This is a genomic window from Fructobacillus broussonetiae, assembly GCF_018437275.1.
Taxonomy (GTDB): domain Bacteria; phylum Bacillota; class Bacilli; order Lactobacillales; family Lactobacillaceae; genus Fructobacillus; species Fructobacillus broussonetiae.
Genome location: NZ_JAAMFK010000004.1, coordinates 114,647 through 131,729, shown reverse-complemented (window position 1 = coordinate 131,729; position 17,083 = coordinate 114,647). Strand labels below are relative to the sequence as shown.

General features: G+C 49.4%; 19 protein-coding genes. 2 read left to right on the top strand and 17 right to left on the bottom strand.

Going from position 1 to position 17,083, the window contains the following annotated elements; genetic code table 11:
• Positions 1-205 precede the first annotated feature (205 nt).
• Entirely contained in the window at positions 206-1,513 is a 1,308-nt protein-coding gene (locus G6R29_RS04315) for an NCS2 family permease (protein WP_213809129.1), read from the top strand.
• A gap of 58 nt (positions 1,514-1,571) precedes the next feature.
• On the opposite strand, the gene G6R29_RS04310 is transcribed toward G6R29_RS04315, so the two are convergent.
• The 7 genes from G6R29_RS04310 to G6R29_RS04280 all read right to left on the bottom strand — a co-directional run bounded on the left by G6R29_RS04310 (position 1,572) and on the right by G6R29_RS04280 (position 7,956).
• Entirely contained in the window at positions 1,572-2,000 is a 429-nt protein-coding gene (locus G6R29_RS04310) for a hypothetical protein (RefSeq protein ID WP_213809128.1), read from the bottom strand.
• A 440-nt stretch (positions 2,001-2,440) separates the two neighbouring features.
• The gene (gene recN / locus G6R29_RS04305) at positions 2,441-4,120 is read right to left on the bottom strand and encodes a DNA repair protein RecN (RefSeq protein ID WP_213809127.1); all 1,680 of its coding nucleotides are present in this window, start codon (positions 4,118-4,120) and stop codon (positions 2,441-2,443) included.
• Between the two features lie 54 nt (positions 4,121-4,174).
• Positions 4,175-4,999, bottom strand: coding sequence for a TlyA family RNA methyltransferase (locus tag G6R29_RS04300; protein WP_213809126.1), 825 nt, complete (start codon positions 4,997-4,999; stop codon positions 4,175-4,177).
• Positions 5,000-5,002: 3 nt separating this feature from the next.
• Positions 5,003-5,878, bottom strand: a complete 876-nt coding sequence (locus G6R29_RS04295) for a polyprenyl synthetase family protein (protein WP_213809125.1) — start codon at positions 5,876-5,878, stop codon at positions 5,003-5,005.
• On the bottom strand, positions 5,871-6,098 hold the full coding sequence (locus tag G6R29_RS04290; protein ID WP_213809124.1) for an exodeoxyribonuclease VII small subunit: 228 nt from the start codon (positions 6,096-6,098) through the stop codon (positions 5,871-5,873). Before G6R29_RS04290 ends, G6R29_RS04295 begins: the two co-directional genes overlap by 8 nt.
• Entirely contained in the window at positions 6,091-7,368 is a 1,278-nt protein-coding gene (gene xseA, locus G6R29_RS04285) for an exodeoxyribonuclease VII large subunit (RefSeq protein ID WP_213809123.1), read from the bottom strand. The genes G6R29_RS04290 and xseA overlap by 8 nt, the downstream gene beginning before the upstream one ends.
• A 342-nt stretch (positions 7,369-7,710) precedes the next feature.
• Entirely contained in the window at positions 7,711-7,956 is a 246-nt protein-coding gene (locus tag G6R29_RS04280; protein ID WP_213809122.1) for a hypothetical protein, read from the bottom strand.
• 140 nt (positions 7,957-8,096) lie between these two features.
• Between G6R29_RS04280 and G6R29_RS04275 the strand changes: the two genes are divergently transcribed.
• Entirely contained in the window at positions 8,097-8,351 is a 255-nt protein-coding gene (locus tag G6R29_RS04275; protein WP_213809121.1) for a hypothetical protein, read from the top strand.
• Positions 8,352-8,398: 47 nt separating this feature from the next.
• Here G6R29_RS04275 and G6R29_RS04270 read toward each other — a convergent pair whose 3' ends face one another.
• The 10 genes from G6R29_RS04270 to G6R29_RS04225 all read right to left on the bottom strand — a co-directional run bounded on the left by G6R29_RS04270 (position 8,399) and on the right by G6R29_RS04225 (position 17,001).
• A complete protein-coding gene (locus G6R29_RS04270) occupies positions 8,399-8,887 on the bottom strand; it encodes a hypothetical protein (RefSeq protein ID WP_213809120.1) in 489 nt (162 codons plus the stop codon).
• A 105-nt stretch (positions 8,888-8,992) separates the two neighbouring features.
• Positions 8,993-10,330, bottom strand: a complete 1,338-nt coding sequence (locus G6R29_RS04265; protein ID WP_213809119.1) for a dihydrolipoyl dehydrogenase family protein — start codon at positions 10,328-10,330, stop codon at positions 8,993-8,995.
• A 168-nt stretch (positions 10,331-10,498) separates the two neighbouring features.
• Entirely contained in the window at positions 10,499-11,872 is a 1,374-nt protein-coding gene (glmU, locus tag G6R29_RS04260) for a bifunctional UDP-N-acetylglucosamine diphosphorylase/glucosamine-1-phosphate N-acetyltransferase GlmU (RefSeq protein ID WP_213809118.1), read from the bottom strand.
• Between the two features lie 15 nt (positions 11,873-11,887).
• Positions 11,888-12,715 carry a pur operon repressor gene (purR, locus tag G6R29_RS04255; protein WP_213809117.1) on the bottom strand — a complete coding sequence of 276 codons (828 nt, stop codon included), beginning with the start codon at positions 12,713-12,715 and terminating at the stop codon, positions 11,888-11,890.
• Positions 12,716-12,843: 128 nt separating this feature from the next.
• Positions 12,844-13,632 carry a metal ABC transporter permease gene (locus G6R29_RS04250; RefSeq protein WP_213809116.1) on the bottom strand — a complete coding sequence of 263 codons (789 nt, stop codon included), beginning with the start codon at positions 13,630-13,632 and terminating at the stop codon, positions 12,844-12,846.
• Positions 13,622-14,335: a metal ABC transporter ATP-binding protein gene (locus G6R29_RS04245; RefSeq protein WP_213809115.1), complete on the bottom strand. Its 714-nt coding sequence runs from the start codon at positions 14,333-14,335 to the stop codon at positions 13,622-13,624. Before G6R29_RS04245 ends, G6R29_RS04250 begins: the two co-directional genes overlap by 11 nt.
• Positions 14,336-14,396: 61 nt before the next feature.
• Entirely contained in the window at positions 14,397-14,627 is a 231-nt protein-coding gene (locus tag G6R29_RS04240) for a Veg family protein (protein ID WP_213809114.1), read from the bottom strand.
• 98 nt (positions 14,628-14,725) lie between these two features.
• The gene (gene rsmA / locus G6R29_RS04235) at positions 14,726-15,616 is read right to left on the bottom strand and encodes a 16S rRNA (adenine(1518)-N(6)/adenine(1519)-N(6))-dimethyltransferase RsmA (RefSeq protein WP_213809113.1); all 891 of its coding nucleotides are present in this window, start codon (positions 15,614-15,616) and stop codon (positions 14,726-14,728) included.
• Positions 15,600-16,214, bottom strand: coding sequence for a ribonuclease M5 (gene rnmV / locus G6R29_RS04230; protein ID WP_213809112.1), 615 nt, complete (start codon positions 16,212-16,214; stop codon positions 15,600-15,602). Before rnmV ends, rsmA begins: the two co-directional genes overlap by 17 nt.
• The gene (locus tag G6R29_RS04225; protein ID WP_213809111.1) at positions 16,207-17,001 is read right to left on the bottom strand and encodes a TatD family hydrolase; all 795 of its coding nucleotides are present in this window, start codon (positions 16,999-17,001) and stop codon (positions 16,207-16,209) included. The genes rnmV and G6R29_RS04225 overlap by 8 nt, the downstream gene beginning before the upstream one ends.
• Positions 17,002-17,083: the final 82 nt, after the last annotated feature.

The window sequence follows — 17,083 nt, the reverse complement described above, 5'->3', positions numbered from 1 at the left end:
AATCATCCCGATTTTTCTCGATTTTCCAACGGATAAGCACAAAAAGCGAACATTTTAATGTTCAAGGTGTGTTTTAGCGAACAATTAGTAAAATCTAATGCAATCGTTCGGTTTTATTTGGATATTTCTTCTTTTTTAAAGATACAAGTACGTGATTTGCTGTTAAACTATTCAAGTAGCAAAGATTACTAGAGGAGTTTTCGAAATGTCTAAAATTGCATCATACTTCCGGTTCAAAGAACTGGGCACTTCCTTTAAGACGGAAGCCATTGCCGGGGTGACAACGTTCGTTGCCATGTCTTACATCTTGTTCTTGAACCCAAACGTTCTTGCCGCAGCCGGCATGGACAAGGGCGCGGTCTTTACGGCCACGGCCATCTCAGCCCTTGTTGCCACGGCCTTCATGGGAATCGTCGCCAAGTACCCCATCGCCATTGCGCCTGGACTTGGGGTGAACGCTTACTTCGCCTACTCCGTTGTTATCGGAATGGGTGTGTCATGGCAAACAGCCATGGCGGGTATCTTAGTTGCAGCCATCATTTTCTTGGTTTTGACTTTGACCCACGTCCGTGAAAAGATCATCGAAGCCATCCCCGCCAACTTGCGAATCGCCATTGCAGCCGGAATCGGGCTCTTCATCGCCTTCATCGGTTTGCACAACGCTGGTTTGATTGTCGCCAACCCAGAAACGATGGTTTCAATGGGAAACTTGACGGAAAAGCCAACCTTGCTTGCCATCTTCGGAATCGCATTGACATTGATCTTGATGATTAAGAAGGTACCAGCCGCCATCTTCTTCGGAATGGTTGGAACGACCGTTGTGGGAATCGCCACTGGCTTGATTGCCATGCCAAAGGCCATCTTCGCAACTGCTCCATCATTGGCCCCAACCTTTGGTCAGGCATGGACGCACTTGGGAGACATCGATTCATTCGGTATGATTGTCGTTGCCTTGACCTTCTTGATTGTGGTCTTCTTCGACACGGCCGGCACGTTGATTGGTTTGACGGAACAGGCCGGTATGCTTGAAAACGGCAAGATGCCACGTGCTGGTAAGGCTTTGATGGCCGACGCCGTTGGAATGACGGTTGGTGCAACGCTTGGAACTTCTCCAACGTCAGCTTTCGTTGAATCATCATCTGGAATGGCCGTTGGTGGTCGTTCTGGATTTGCATCCGTTGTGACCGCTGGTCTCTTCGGATTGGCCCTCTTCTTCTCACCACTCTTGTCAGTGGTCACGTCACAGGTAACGGCCCCAGCTTTGATTGTGGTTGGTATCTTGATGTCAGGAAACTTAAAGAAGATTAAGTGGGAAGACATGGCCATTGCGGCACCTGCCTTCTTGATTGTTGTCGGCATGCCGCTCACTTACTCCATCTCAGATGGAATCGCCTTTGGATTCATTGCTTACCCGATCACGATGATTGCAGCAAAGCGCCGTAAGGAAGTGAACTTGTTCATGTACGTCTTGGCACTCATCTTCGTTGCCTTCCTGTTCTACACGCACCACTAATGAATGATGAATAAATAAAAGTCGCTGCCGGATTATTCCGGCAGCGGCTTTTTTACTTTTATAATTCTTTTCCGTTTTGTCTTGCTGTCTTTGAGAAAAGCTCAATCTTACCATCAATCATAACGGCAAGCGTCTTATCTTCTTTGTTGTAATACCCGTTATAACGGACGCCATTCAAACGAAACACAACGAAGTCACCCTTCAAGTGAAACTTCCCTTCACACCAATCGATTTCTGGTGTGAAGTTTGTGACCACGTTGTTATCGTGAAGGGTCAACCCATCACTCGCGTGTCTTTCGTCTTCTGAGGCAACGACCTCATAGGTTCCAGAAAGACTCTGGTAGGCATGTACCTCGTAGATAACGAAGAAGGACGTGACAACCAGTGCGATGGATACGCACCACTTGAAAAACGAAGCCACTCGATTACGAGGATGCCTTTTACTATTATTTTGTTTGGCATAATCATCAAGCCGGTATTCGTTCATCTTGCTTTCTCCCTAAACAAGTGTGAAAAACGGATATCTGGTTCACTGTGACACCAAGCACCATATTTCTTTCTATATACATACACTATGTTACTCAGATTTCATAAAATTGCAAATATTACAGCGCGTCAAAATGCCACTCTAGTGCACTTTTAAGAAAAACGTCACGATGATTAGAAAGATTTTCTAATGTGTTCGTATTTATCTTCACATCAATATGAACCGGGTCATTTCTTACTTTTTTTCTCATGCCACTCATAGCAGTCTTACAGATGAATGTTTCAAGTGAAGACATCTTGTAGATAGAAAATGCAAAATAATATTTAGACGTTTGATTATAATCTAGGAAGCCATCATCAAAAAAGATTTAAATTTTCATATCTTGTTTTTTGGCATAAAAAAAGCAGAAATGTTCAACATTTCTGCTTAAATCACATCATTTACTTACCCGCTGTCTTGCGCAAATCACGAGCGTTAGCCAGGGCAGCTTCCGAGATGGCATCCCCCGAAAGCATCATGGCTACAGCTTCATCCCGCTTATCCTCAGCAAGGTCTTCCACGTGGGTTACCGTGCGATCGCCAACCGCTTCCTTATGAATCAGGAAGTGGTGGTCGGCAGCGGCAGCAACCTGTGGCAAGTGCGTGATGGCCAAGACCTGAGTCTTTTCACTGATTGTCCGCATCTTTTGAGCAATGGCGGAACCGACACGACCGGAAACCCCGGTATCAATTTCGTCAAAGACAACCGTTGGCAATCCCTGTTGTGCGATGAAGACCGTCTTCAAAGCCAACATCAAACGGGAAGCCTCACCACCGGAGGCAGCCTTTTCGAGGGGCTTCATACCCTCACCCTTGTTCGTTTGAACAAGGAAGCTGACCCGGTCGGAACCGGAAGCAAGGAAGCCTTCGATTGGTTCAAAGGAAACTTCAAAGCGGGCTTCTGGCATTAGGAGGTCTCCCAGTTCTTGGTTAACCGCTGCTTCAAGCTTGGCTGCGACCTGCCGACGCTTTAGAGAGAGCTCTTCGGCGGCTGCCGTGATTTTGACTTTTAAGGCATCCTTTTGCTCGGTCAAGGCATCGATGTCTAGAGCGCCCCCATCCAAGTCGGACAGGTCCTTTTCAACCTTTTCCTGAAAGGCGAGGATGTCGTCGACGGTTTCGCCGTACTTGCGCTTCAGGGAATGAATCACTTGAAGGCGGTCGTCAATTTTGACCAAGGCCTCCTCGTCAAAGGAGAGGTTGGCCACGGATTCATCCAGGTCGCGTCCTGCGTCCTGTGCCGCGTAGTAAGCTTCTGAGATTGCTTTTGCGACGTTTTCGTACTCACTGTCGTAACCGGCGGCCGTTTGCAGAGAGGCGTTCGCAGCGGCCAATAAATCAATGGCACCACCATCGAGTCCGGGGTTCAACGCCTGTTGGGCTGAATCGAGCGCGTCCGCGATTTTCTTGTGGTTGGCAAGCTTACTCCGTTCAGCCATGAGTTCATCTTCTTCACCGGGCTGTAAGTTGGCCGTCTTTAATTCTTCTGCTTGGAAGGTCAAGAGGTCCAAGCGCTGGTTCAAATCCTGGGCTTGGTTTTTCACCTGGTTCAACTTCAAGGCCAAGGCACGGTATTCTTCAAAGAGTGACGCGTACTTGTCTTTTGCGGCCTTCAATTCTTCATCGGCGAAGTCGTCTAGGAGTGACAAGTGAGAATCGGGGTTCAAGAGCAAGGAGGTGTCGTGCTGTCCTTGAATTTCAACCAACTGGGCACCGAGCGTGGCCAAGGTCTTTAAGGGAACAATCACACCGTTCATCCGGGAGACGGAACGGCCCTTCAAGTTGAACTCACGATAGATGACAACCTGTCCTTCAGACACGTCGACACCGGCTTTTTCGAATTCGGAAAGGAGCTCCTCATCGGCGTCTTCCAATGAGAAGACGGCCTGCAAGACGGCCTTGTCGGCTCCCTTTCGAATCATTTCGGTTGAGGCACGGCCTCCGGCAAGCATGGCCAGTGCGTCGATGATGATGGACTTACCGGCACCGGTTTCTCCCGTTAGGACCGTTAGTTGGTCGTCAAAGGAAATATCCACCTGGTCGATAATCGCAAAATTTTCAATTACGAGTTGTTCTAACATCGCTTTCTCCAAATTAATTCGCTATGGCTAGCTCCTCAATCAGAAGCTAGTCTCTTAACCCTCTTGGTCGAGTTGACCGTGGGCCTCTTCAATTACTTGATCAATGTTAACGGTGTCCAAAACCTTGGCATCGTCGTCTCGTTCCAGCCAGGCCAAGAATTCAATGTTTCCTTGGCCACCCTTGATTGGCGAGAAGGTCAAGCCCTTCACGGTAAAGCCGGATTCAACCATCATTGGCAAGGTCTTTTCAAGCACTTGACGGTGAACTTCTGGGTCCTTGATGATGCCATGCTTGCCGACGGCTTCACGTCCGGCTTCGAACTGGGGCTTAATCAAGGCGGCCACCTCACCGCCCTTTGCCAAGATGTCCTTCAACGTTGGCAAAATCAGAGACAGTGAGATGAAGGAGACGTCGATCGTGGCACGGGTTGGTTGTCCTTCCATGAAGTCCGCCAACTTGGCATAACGGAAATTCGTGTTTTCCATGACTGTCACGCGCTCGTCGATGCGAAGCTTCCAGGCGAGTTGGTTCGTTCCAACGTCCAGGGCGTAAACGTGCTTGGCCCCGTTTTGCAAGGAAACGTCAGTGAAGCCACCGGTTGATGAGCCGATGTCCAAGACGATTTGGTCTTGCATGGTCATGCCGAAGGTGTCGATGGCTTTCACCAACTTGTAGCCTCCACGAGACACAAATGGGAGCGGTTGCCCCTTAAAATGTAATTCGGTTGTGACCGGAATCTTCTGTCCGGCCTTGTCTAGGCGTTCTTCGTTTTCACCAAGAATCTGCCCGGCCATCACGGCTCGCTTGGCTTGTTCACGGGAAGTGAAGAGGCCTTGCTGAACCAGTAGAATGTCAACGCGCTCTTTTGCGACTGCCATACTTTATGCTCCAATTAGTTTAATTAAGTCTTCTAACAAGCTCTTATCGAATTCGACTTCGAGTGCGGCTAATTCATCCAAAGTCCCTTCCGCACCAGCCAACAATTCGTCGACCATCTCACGTGCGCGGTCCATCCCAATCAAGTGAACGAGTGAGACAACGCCCTCTTCTTCGTCTTGTTCGTAGTCGTCGACGTCGTCTTGAATTTGAAAGAGTAACCCAAGATTCTGGGCGTACTTCTCCACTAAGGCAAGTGCCGGTTGACTCAAGCCCTGGTAGTGGCCCCCGATTAAGGCAGCGGCGATCAAAATATCGGCCGTCTTCTTTTGGTAGACCTGGTCAAGGACTTGAGCCAAAAGGACGGAATCCTTCACCGTGTCATGGTTTTGCATGTCTAAGACCTGACCGTAGACCATGCCAAAGGCACCAGAACGCTCGGAGAGGACGCGAACCATCGAAACGATTTGGGAGGCGGAAGCCCCTTTGACACCGGACAAGATCTTGTAGGCCTGAGCCTGCAAGGCATCCCCCACCAACACACCGGTGGCTGGTCCGTACAAGGCGTGCACGGAAAGCTTACCGCGGCGGTAGGCGTCGTTATCCATGGCTGGCAAATCGTCGTGAACCAAAGAGTAGGCGTGTACCCATTCGATGGCCGAAGCCGCCTTCACGGCATCGTCGTCGATGTTTCGTCCAAAAGAAGCCATCACGGCAAGAGCCAACAGCGGACGGAGACGCTTTCCAGGCGTGAGCAAGGCGTATTGCAAGGCCTTCTCAAAATCCTTGGAAACTTCTGCTCCGTGCTGCTTACTTTCTTCCACGAGGGCTTCTTCAACGCGTGGCTTGTATTGGTTGATGAAGTCCTTGAAATTAGTCATTGTTCGTCAATTCCAAATCCGTCATGGAACCGTCGTCTTGCATGACCTTAGCCAATGTTTTTTCGGCTTCGGCAAGGGTCTTTTGCAAGTCCTTAGCCAAGGTAACGCCCGTCTTGAAATCAGCCAAGGCCGTTTCCAATGGTCGGTCACCTTGTTCCAAAGCGGTCACGATTTGATCCAATTGTTTCAACTTGTCTTCAAAAGATACTTTTTCAGTCATTTTGCTCTCCTAAAATCTTGGCGCTTAAGTCCCCGTCTGCAAAGGTCAGGCGCACCTCGTCGTCTTTTTTCAAATCCTTCTTGCTCTTCACGATTTCGCCATCCGGCCCCTTCACGAAGGTGTAACCGGAAGATAAAATCTTAAGTGGCGATACCAGGTCCAGCTTGGCAGCGGCCAAAGAAACCTTTTCCTTGTAAGGCCGAAGGAGTTGAGTCTTCTGGGCAACCAGCCGTTCAACCAGGGCCTTTTCCTCGTAGCGACGGTTGTCGACTCGACGGGAGAAGGCTTGGTAGAGGCGCTTCTCAAGGGAGTCAACTTCCTGTTGGTAGGTGGCATACAAGCGGTCGGGCTGTTTCATGATTGGTCGCTCGACCACGTAGTTCAAAGCCTGTTTCTTGTTGGCCACAAGCTGTTGGCCAGCTAGGGTCAAGCGGGAGGATAACTCCATCACGCGGTCGACCAGGTTTTGGTTGGAGACCGGCGTGGCTAATTCAGCTGCGGCCGTTGGCGTGGCGGCTCGTTGATCCGCGACCAAATCAACCAGTGTGTTGTCGGTTTCGTGCCCAACGGAGGCAATGACCGGCGTGTTCATCGCGGCAACCCTGCGGACCAGACTTTCGTCGTTAAAGGCCCAGAGGTCTTCGATGGAACCACCACCACGACCGATGATGACGGCGTCAAAGCCCATGTCATCGACACGGTCCAACTGTTTTAAGAGCGATGGCACCGCACCATCTCCCTGAACAACGGCAGGCAAAAGCACGACCTGTGCTTGGGGCAAGCGGCGTTCCACGGTCTTGGCCACGTCTTCGACGACGGCACCGGTTGGTGACGTGATAACGGCAATCTTCTTAGGCAAAGGCTTCAAGGCCTTCTTAGGTTGAGAGAAGAGCCCTTCTTTGGACAGCTTCTCTTTCAACTGCTGTAAGGCCATGAAGAGGTCACCGACACCGGCGGGCGTCATCTGCTCTAAGATGATCGAATAGGAACCGGCCGGTTCGTAGACCTGAACACGTCCGATGGCCTGGACCTTCATTCCCTCTTCTGGCTCGAACTTCAAGCGGGAAGCATAGGAGAACATGGCGGCACGGATGACGGCCTTCTCCTTTGGATCCTTGATGGAGAAGTAGAGGTGGCGGGAGCGACGGTTTCCAAGGTTGGAAATTTCACCCGTCAGATAGACCTTGCCCAGGTGGGGGTCGTTATCAAACTTTGCCTTGAGATATTTAGTTAGTGCACCAACACTTAAATACTGTGCCTGTTCGACCATGGAGACTCCTCAAAAGTTAAAACTGCTTTCTTTATTATAACAAAAGCCCTCGTAAAAATTGGCAATAAAAAAGAGCTAACCGTAGTTAGCTCTTAGTTTGGCATGCCGAATTCGCTTCGACGGGCGGTTTCAATCAGTCACGATTGAAACAAGTCAGCGTCACCCTAGCAAAAGCTAGTAGTCATGGTGAGATATGAAAGTTCCACAACAGTCATAACACCTGCACCAAATCCGTGGCTTGGAATTTAATCCGAGCAGGCCGCATAAGCGTCCTAAAAGACGCGTTCGACTCATCGCATACCTTTATTATGTCAGCTTTTGACTAAAATAGCAAGTGCTCACTTAGTCTTCAAGTTTTTCGATTGTTTCGAGTTGGTCGAGCTTGTCGGACTCATCCAAGACACCGGATTTGTAGTCCATGACGACTTTGAAGATGAAGATGATGATCAGACCAAGAACGAGAATGGCGGTCTGGACAAGGTAATTGATCCAGAAGCCGTTGATGTAACGTGAAAAGAATTCTTCGTATACGTAAAACACAACGAAAGCGTAGCCAAAGCAAAATGTAACAAAAGTTCCCGTCTTCATGATTGTCCCTTTCTTAGTTCGAACACTTCTCTACGGTTGTTGAGATTAGAATATCATATCGTTATTCTAAAGTATATGTGAAAATAAGTGCATGTTTTCTTTTGCTTTACGCCCTTGCAGGCAGGCCTTATACTAAGGATATGCTATTAATCACGAAAATTAAGACAAAAGAATTGAAGAGTTACGGGCCGGCGGAATCCTGGGATTGGGATGACCTGGCAATTCCGGAAACGGGCTTTGGCTCGAAGAAGGACGTGGTGCAGGCGGTGATTGAGGCCTATGACTTGGGCGAGCTGTCCTCCTACTCGCACGTGTCGTCGCCGGGCGTGCTGAAGGCGTCAGTGGAAAAGGACGGAAAGGCCTACCACTTGTCTGCCCATCTTAAAGAAGAATGAAAAACAAAAAGCTGACCAGCACCTGCCGGTCAGCTTTTTTTAAAACGTTAATTTTCTTCTTCCTGCTTCTCTTCTTCAGAAACAGCCGCCGCCTGGTTTTCTCGGATGGCGTCCAACTGCGTTGCGAACCATTTGGCCCCCTTGTCCAAAACGGAGTCTGGGTCGTCCAAGAAAGCAGACAATGACGATAACTTTTCAATCTTCAAAGCGGACTTCGAGACGTGGGCGTTGTCCACAATCATGTAGACGGATAGCTCATAGGCTTGATCGACGTAGACCAACTTCTTTTCCTGGTTCTTGTAGCGGAGTGGCAAGTTGATAACGTTTGCTTCCATCGAAAGCGTCGTGCCACCCTGCTCGATACCGCCGTCAACGTCCAGGGCTGCACGGGCTGGTGTTTCTTGTTTGGCTAAGTCTGTAAAGGCTGCAAAGAGAGAATCCAAATCGATTTCTTTACCGGCTGGATTAGCAACCACTTTATCTTCGTATGACTGATTTTCAACTAAGTCAACGATTGTTTCACCTGATAATTCCATGAGATTCTCCTTTGCTTAACAAAAAGAGTATAGCACAGGGCCCTCTTTACAGAAAAGAAAAAAGTCCAATCACGTACGGATCAGACTTTTACATCAGTAATTATTTTAAACCAGTGGCAAACGACGTTGCAACGTGTAAGCGATGGATGGGAAGACGTAAACGAAGTCGTTTAGCTGTTCCTTTGTCAAGCGCATCTGCACGTAAGGCACGATGGTGTTAATCGTCTCTTCGGCGGCGTTGGCCTTTTCAGCCGCTCCAACCAATTGCTGGCTATCCTTTTCGAAGATCAAGGCGAGCTCTGCGCCCTGTTCGTTTTCAACCTGACGGTACCAGTCACCATCGTATGAAGCCTGGGTGATTTCGTACTTGTCAGGGTTAGCCTTCGCTTCGTCCAACTTCACACCAACCTGAGCGATTCGTGGTGAAGTGAAGACGATTTCTGAAATTGCTGGGTACTGAATTGGGCCGTTGTTTGTCCCCATGAACTTCGCAGCCAAGTAGCGGGATTCGAAGGCGGCCGTTGGCGTCAACTTAGGGATTGTCTTATCCACGGCATCCCCTGCAGCGTAGATGTTTTCCACGTTCGTCTGCAAGTATTCGTTTACTTCGATTCCTCGGTGGTTAGCCTTCACGCCAACCGCTTCCAAGTTCAATTGGTCGTGGTTTGGCACACGTCCCGTTGCATCCAAGACGTAGTCGGTCGTGAGTTCAAAGCCCTTAGGGCCTTCCAAGGTAATCGTGCCGGCCTCTTCGTCCTTTGTTGCACGTTCCACTTCCATGTCAGGAATGAAGCGTACACCGGCCTTCTTCAAGTCCGCTTGGATGGAAGCCGTGTATTCTTTAGGAAATTGCTTCAAGATTTGCTTACCACGGGTAATCACGTCAACCTTGGCACCAACCGCTGAAGCAATCGTGGCGAATTCGATGGCAACAAAACCACCACCCAAAATGGTCACGTGTTCCGGCATGTGTGGCAAGGACAAGAAGTCCGTTGAGTTTTCGGCACCAGGAATGTCCAAACGGTGTGGACGCAAACCAGTGGCGATAACAATTTTATCGGCCGTGTACGTCTTTTTTCCAACCCTAACCTTGTGGGCATCCACGAATTCGGCGTGGCCGTTAATCGTTTGGATGCCGACGTTATCAAGGCGGTCCTTACCGTGTTGGTCCTGTGGCACGATGAGTTCGTGCTTGTGGGCCATGAGGTCTTCCCAGTTCACTTCAGGAACACCGTCCAAGCCACGGCCTTGCAAGGCCTTGATTTGGTCAATTAATTGGAGGGGCTTATCCAAGATAATCTTGGCGTTGCAACCCTTGTTTGAGCAGACACCACCGTACTGTGATTCTTCAATCACACCGACTTTGACGCCTGACTTAGCCAAAGGAACGGCACCGTTCCACGTTGCTTGACCTGATCCAATGTAGAGTACTGAAAAGTCCATGAATAACTCCTTTGTATAACGTTTTTATAAAAGTTGTCTTAACTCTTGTCCCATCTATTGTAACACATAGAATCGAATGTTTTTAATTGGTCTAGCTGAAATATTATGAATAATTATTCATGGATACAACAAAAAAAGAAGCAACCGAAGTTGCTCCTTTTTAATAAATTACTTTTTGTGTGGCATACGCTTCCAGAAGTCAGACTTATTGGTCTGGCGTGTTCGAGCGATACCCATTTCGTGCTTTTTGATGTCGTCTGTGATGGTTGAACCAGCAGCCGTAATGGCTTCATCTTCAATGTTTACAGGCGCGATGATCTTCGTGTTTGAGCCAATGAAGGCGCGGTCGCCAACCTTGGAATCAAACTTGTTGACACCGTCGTAGTTCACAAAGATGGTACCGGCCCCGATGTTGACGTCTTCGCCAAGGGTGGCGTTTCCAACGTATGACAAGTGACCAACCTTTGAACGCAAGCCAACGGTCGCTTTCTTCACTTCGACAAAGTTACCCAAGTGGGCCTCGTCTTCGATGACAGCCTTTGGTCGCAAGTGTGCGTATGGCCCAATCGTCGTGTTGTCCTTCACCGTGGCTTCTTCCAAGTGGGAAGAAGTAATGACATTGCCATCCCCAATCGTTGAATCTTCAATGCGGGTTCCGGCGGTCAAAACGTTGTTTGATCCGATGACCGTCTTGCCCTTCAAGGTCACGTTTCCTTCGATAACCGTGTCCTTTCCAATTTGAACACCAGCTTCGATGTACGTTTGGGCAGGCGCAATGAATTCAACACCGTTTTTCATGTGCTTTTCGTTGATGCGGGCATGCATGATTTCATTTGCCTTTGCCAAGTCCACTCGGTCGTTCACACCAAGTGACTCGAAGAAGTCCATCGTTTCGTAAGCACCGATTGGTTGACCGGCTTCACGCAAAATGTCCAGCGTATCTGGCAAGTAGTATTCGCCTTGGGCGTTGTCGTTTCCAACAGAAGCCAAGGATTCAAAGAGTAACTTGTTATCAAAGACGTAAACACCCGTGTTGATCTCTTGAATACGGCGTTCCGTGATGGAAGCATCCTTTTCTTCAACAATCTTCAAGACCATGCCATCGTCATCGCGGACGATTCGGCCGTAACCCGTTGGGTTATCCGCGTGGGCGGTCAAAACCGTTACAGCGTTTTGCGTGCGAGAATGTTCTTCTAAGAGGGCTTCCAATGTCTTCGTCGTGAAGAGCGGCGTGTCACCTGAAAGAATCAAGGTCGCCCCGGTCTTATCCCCGAGGGCGTCCTTTGTTTGCAAGACAGCGTGTCCCGTTCCCAGTTGCTTTTCTTGAATGACAAAGTCAGAGCGGCCCTTCAGGTGTTCTTGAACACGTTCGGCACCGACACCCGTCACTGTTAAGATTTGTTCTGGCATCAAGGGTTCAACCGCAGAAATGACCCAGTCGACCATGGCTTGGCCGGCCACTTCGTGAAGAACCTTTGGTAAGTCGGACTTCATCCGCGAACCGTTTCCGGCTGCCAAAATGACAACGTTTGTTCCTTCCATAAATCTAACCTAACCTTACTTCTTGTAAATGCGTTCTAAGTAGTTTCCATCCGAAACCTTGATGGCTTCCGCGCCATCGAGGCTCGTGTCGATGTGGAGCAAAGACGTGTAGTCTTCGATCAAGCGGACATTGGAACGACCTTCGGCAAACACCGCGGTTCCAACCACTTCGCCACCGAATTCACGGACAAGAGTTTGCATCCCTTGAACCGTTCCACCGGCCTTCATGAAGTCATCAACGATGAGGACACGGGCGCCAGAGCGCAGTGAGCGCTTGGACAAGGCCATCTTTTCGACCCGCTTTGATGAACCCGTCAAATAGTTCACGGAAATCATGGAACCTTCCGTCACCTTAGCGTCGTCTCGAACGATGACAAAGGGCACGTTTAATTCATTGGCAACGGCCTGTGCCAAAGGGATTCCCTTCGTAGCGGCGGTCATCACGGCGTCGATTTCCTTGTCGGCGTACTGCGTCGTAAGCAAGCGTCCCGTTTGACGGAGAACGTCTGGACGTCCGAGAAGGTCGGATAAGTAAACGTAGCCACCAGGCAAAACGCGCGTGTCGTCAGACACGGCCTTGATGATACCGGAAACGAAGTCTTCGGCTTCTTCTTGGCCCATCAAAGGCGTGTAGTACACACCACCGGCAGCACCTGGATAGGTCTTGAGATCACCCGTTCCGCGGGTCTTGTAAACGCGACGGACGATGGCCAAATCTTCAGAGATGGAGGACTTAGCCGTTTCGTAGCGCTCGGCGAAAAAGTTGAGGGAAACGAGTTCGCGGGGATGTTCCAGTAAATAGTGAGTCATATCGACCAATCGGTCAGCACGTCTTATCTTCATATTTGGGTCGTCGAGCTTGCGCCCGCCTCCTTTAATTAAACAAAATATCCAAACAATTATAGCATAAAAAAAGCCCCAAAAAGCGAACATTCGCCTTTTGAGACTTGAAATATTTGTTACGTTTGCGCTTAGTCCAACTTGGCTAAAGCTAGTGAAAGCAAGTAGATAGCGACTTCAATCAACGCGATGAAAACTGATGTTGGCAAGTTGGTGAGATAGGCCAAAGCTAATCCAGCCCAAGTTCCAAAGAGTGCGAAGAACACTGCCAAAGCAATCAGGCCCGCCACTGACTTTTGATAAGTTCGAGCGGAAGCAGCTGGAAGTGTCACCAAAACGAAGATCAACAGCGATCCAACCAATTGGGATGAAATCGCAACGGACAGGGCCATGATTAAGAGAAAGGCAACCCGGAGGAGGCCCTTTTTCCGTTCGGACAAGAGCAGCCCCGCTTCATCAAAGGCCAAGAGTGACAAAGGCCGGAACAAGATGAAGATGAGCCCGATGACGACAGCTGCCATGAGTGCGAGGAGCGCAATGTCGCCCATGGAGATACCCAAAACAGATCCAAAAAGAATGCCAGTCGCAGCCGTTGAGGAGGAATTCCCCAATGCGAGGAAAAGGATTCCAAGGCCGATGGCCATCGCAGAGATAGCGGAGGTCACGTTGTCGGACTTTACCTTGGCGTTTTCCAAAGCACCGATGGCAAGGGCGGAAGAAGCTGTCGCAATCATCATTCCGAGTAAGGGCGCAAAGCCGAGCCAGAAGCCCAATGCTGCACCAGCGAAGGCGATTTCAGAAAGCGAGTGGGTCAAAAAGTTGTAAGAACGAGCCACGACGAAGGTTCCGACCAAGGCCGAAACAACGGCGATGATGGTCCCTGCGAGGAAGGCGTGTTGCATGTAGGCTTCAGTTAACATCGTTTACCTCCTCTTGGTGGATCGAACGGGCAGCGTCTGGCAGTGAGTCGACAGAGCCAAATTCCGCTTGGCCATCGTGAAGCCAGAGGTAGTTGTCAGAGAAATCCTTAACCCAACTGGTATCGTGGGAAATCCAGAGTACCCCCATCCCCTTCTTTTGCTGAGCGTTTCGGATTTGGCTTACAACTTCTTGGCTATGCTTGGCGTCAAGTGCGGCGGTTGGCTCATCCAAAATGAGCAAGTCGGGATTTTGTGCAAGTGCTTGGGCAATGTAGGCACGTTGCTTTTGACCCCCCGATGCCTTTGAAAGCGGTAGGTCCTTGAGATCAGTGAGATCAACAAGTGCAAGTGCTTCTTGCACGCGCCCCTTTTCTTTCTTTGTTAAAAACGGCCACCCCTTCTGACGAATGGCAAGACCGACAAAGGCCGCAAGTGAAAGTGGGTAGTCGCTGCCGAGATCACGAAACTGTGGTACGTAAGCAAGCTTTTTAGTGGATACTTCAATTCCATTTACCTCGTCAGCCGCAGACTTCGGTTGCAAGTAAGCATTCAGGATGGCCTTGATTAAGGTCGTCTTTCCAGCGCCGTTTTCCCCTAGGACAACGGTTAATTGACCGCTCGGAATGGAAAAGGACACATCCTTTAAGATGACGCGCTTTCCAAAGGCCGCCACGTAGTGTTGTACTGAGATTTGGTTTTGCATATCAATACCTTTTCAATTAATCTGTCGAATAAAAAAAGGCCCGGTCGGGCCTTTTTTTACATTAGTCAGCAAAGTTAACATCAACCGTCTTCGTCAAGACGTCCGTGTATGAGTACGATGCTTGTTTGAACTGGGCCTCTTCGTCCAGTTCTACCACGAATAATGATGGAAATGTTGAACGTAAGATCCCAGAACGTTCTGTATATTTTTTGCGGCCAGCCTGTGAAACTACCGTAACTGTCTCTCCAATGTGCGCGTCTAAACGTGCTTTAATATCCTCTAAGGTTGACATGTAAACCGCCTTTCTCAATTAGACAAAACTAATTATAACTCATTTTGTGAAATTGTTCAATAACTAACAATGTGTCACAAACGTGTCGTTTGTTACGGTTAGATGTCATAAACACCATGTTTTTGGAGAGCCAAGAACAAGTCCGTAAATTCGCCTAGTGTCAAGCGTTCGGCCCGGATTCCTTGATCGATGCCGGCTTCGTCCAATGCAGCGTGGAGCTTATCCTTCGTTTCCTCTTCCTTACCAAAACGCTGGGTCAGATTATTCCATAAGGACTTCCGGCGGTGCGCAAAGCAAGATTTCACAAGTGAGAAAAGCTTGGCTGGCTTTTCAACCGGACGTTCTGCTGGCTTTGGTGTCAAAGAAACGACGGCAGAGTCAACGTTTGGTGCTGGGTTAAAGGCAGCTGCAGGAACCTTTAAGGCCGTTTCAACCTGAGCGTAATAATCCAGCATCACGGTTAAGACACCGTATTCCTTGGTTCCCGGCTTAGCAGCTAAGCGATCGGCCACTTCCTTTTGCATCATAACGACGAGCTGTTGCCAGTTGAAACCTGCTTGTAAGAGGGCGAGCAGAATTGGCGTCGTGATGTAGTATGGCAGGTTGGCCACAACCTTGACCGGTTCGCCTTCGCCAAAGGTCTCAGCAAAGACCGTCTTCAAGTCCGCTTCCAAAACGTCTTGTTCGCGAACTTCGACGTTGTCGTATGGCGCAAGCGTTTCGGACAACACCTTCACCATATCGGAATCGATTTCAAAGGCCAAAACGTCCTTTGCAGCGCGTGCCAAGTATTCCGTCAACCCTCCGATACCCGGTCCAATTTCAACGACGTGATCTTCTTTTGTTAGGTTTGCAGCATCAACGATGCCAGACAAAATGTTGCCATCCGTTAAGAAGTTCTGACCGAACTTCTTCTTTGCACGCAAACCGTACTGATTCAAGATTGCCTGAGTCCGGGCTGGACTGGCAATATCAATTGTTTTGGCCATGTTGGCCTCCTTTTAATGCGTTTAATACGTCTTCTTTTTGGTAACCGAGTGCGGTCAATCGGCTCAGTAGCTGCTTTCCGTTGGCATAGCCAAAAGACAAAGCGTTCCCGATTCGTTCACGCTTTTTCTTGGCATCCCCCGACCCAAGCAAACCGAGTTCAAAGAGAAAGTCCCGGTCAATATCTGAAACCGGGCGAACTTTTCCCGCCTGTTCATCGGCGTCAAGCAACACCGCACGCAGCGTTTCAACAGAGGCGTGTTCGATTCCAAGAGACTTGTGCGGATTATCGCGGTCGGCTCGTCCCTCATCCTTTGAAATCGAAGCGAGCGTTACCTCGGGCACCGCTTTCAAAATCAAGTTTCGTAAGCGATTCCCGTTGAAGTCTGGATCGGTCAAGACGATGACGCCCCGTTCCTCTTGGGCCCGTTTAATCTGATCGAGTACCGGCTTTTCAAGCGCCGACCCCCGGGTCTCAATGGTGTCGCAAGAAACGGCGAGCGCCAAACGCTGCGTGTCCGACCAACCTTCGACAACAACAGCCGCCTTAATCACCGGCAAAGCAGAAGCACTGGATTGTGCACCAGAGCCCTTAGTCATGGTTCAAAAAAGCGCGGTGTGCGTTCTTAACCGTTTGGTCGGCGAATTCATCGCGATTCATACCGAGTGTCTCAGCCAATGAGTCGACCACGTACTTCACCCAAGCAGGTTCGTTCGTCTTCCCACGGTTTGGCGTTGGTGCCAAGTATGGGGCGTCCGTCTCGGTCAAAATGTGGTCGAGCGGCACAACCTTAGCCGCTTCACGAACCTCTTCGGCCTTCTTAAAGGTGGCAACGCCAGAGAAGGAAACGTAGTAACCCAGGTCAGCAAAGGCTTTTGCTTGTTCTGGCGTACCAGAGAAGGAATGGATGATAACCTTCTTCAAGCCCGACTCCTTCAAGATGCGGTAAACATCGTCAAAGGCTTCACGGTTGTGAATAATCAATGGTAGTCCAGACTCCTTGGCGAGTTCGATTTGGGCGTAAAAAGCCTTCATCTGCGCGTCACGATCCGTATCCCAGTGATAGTCAAGACCAGTTTCACCGATTCCGACAACGACGGGATTCTTGATTTGTTCCTTTAAGGTCTTTAAGGCTTCGTCGTCAAATTTTGGAGCATCTTCGGGCTGGTATCCAATGATGGCGTTCACACCTTCGTTTTCTTCAGCTAGTTTGATTGCCCGCTCGTTACCTTCCTTTTCGCAGCCCACAACGTTCATTTCAAGAACTTGAAATTCATGGGCGCGACCAAGGTAAGCTGGTACGTCAAAGTACAACGCATCGTCATTAAGATGATTGTGCGTATCAAAGCTTGGGCTTGGTTGTTTTCTTGGGTCGTAGATAGCCATTGAAATCTCCTTTTATCTTGTCTTATTTTAGCACAGGACGCTTTTTACACGGTAAAGAAAAAGGACTAACCGGGGGTTAGTC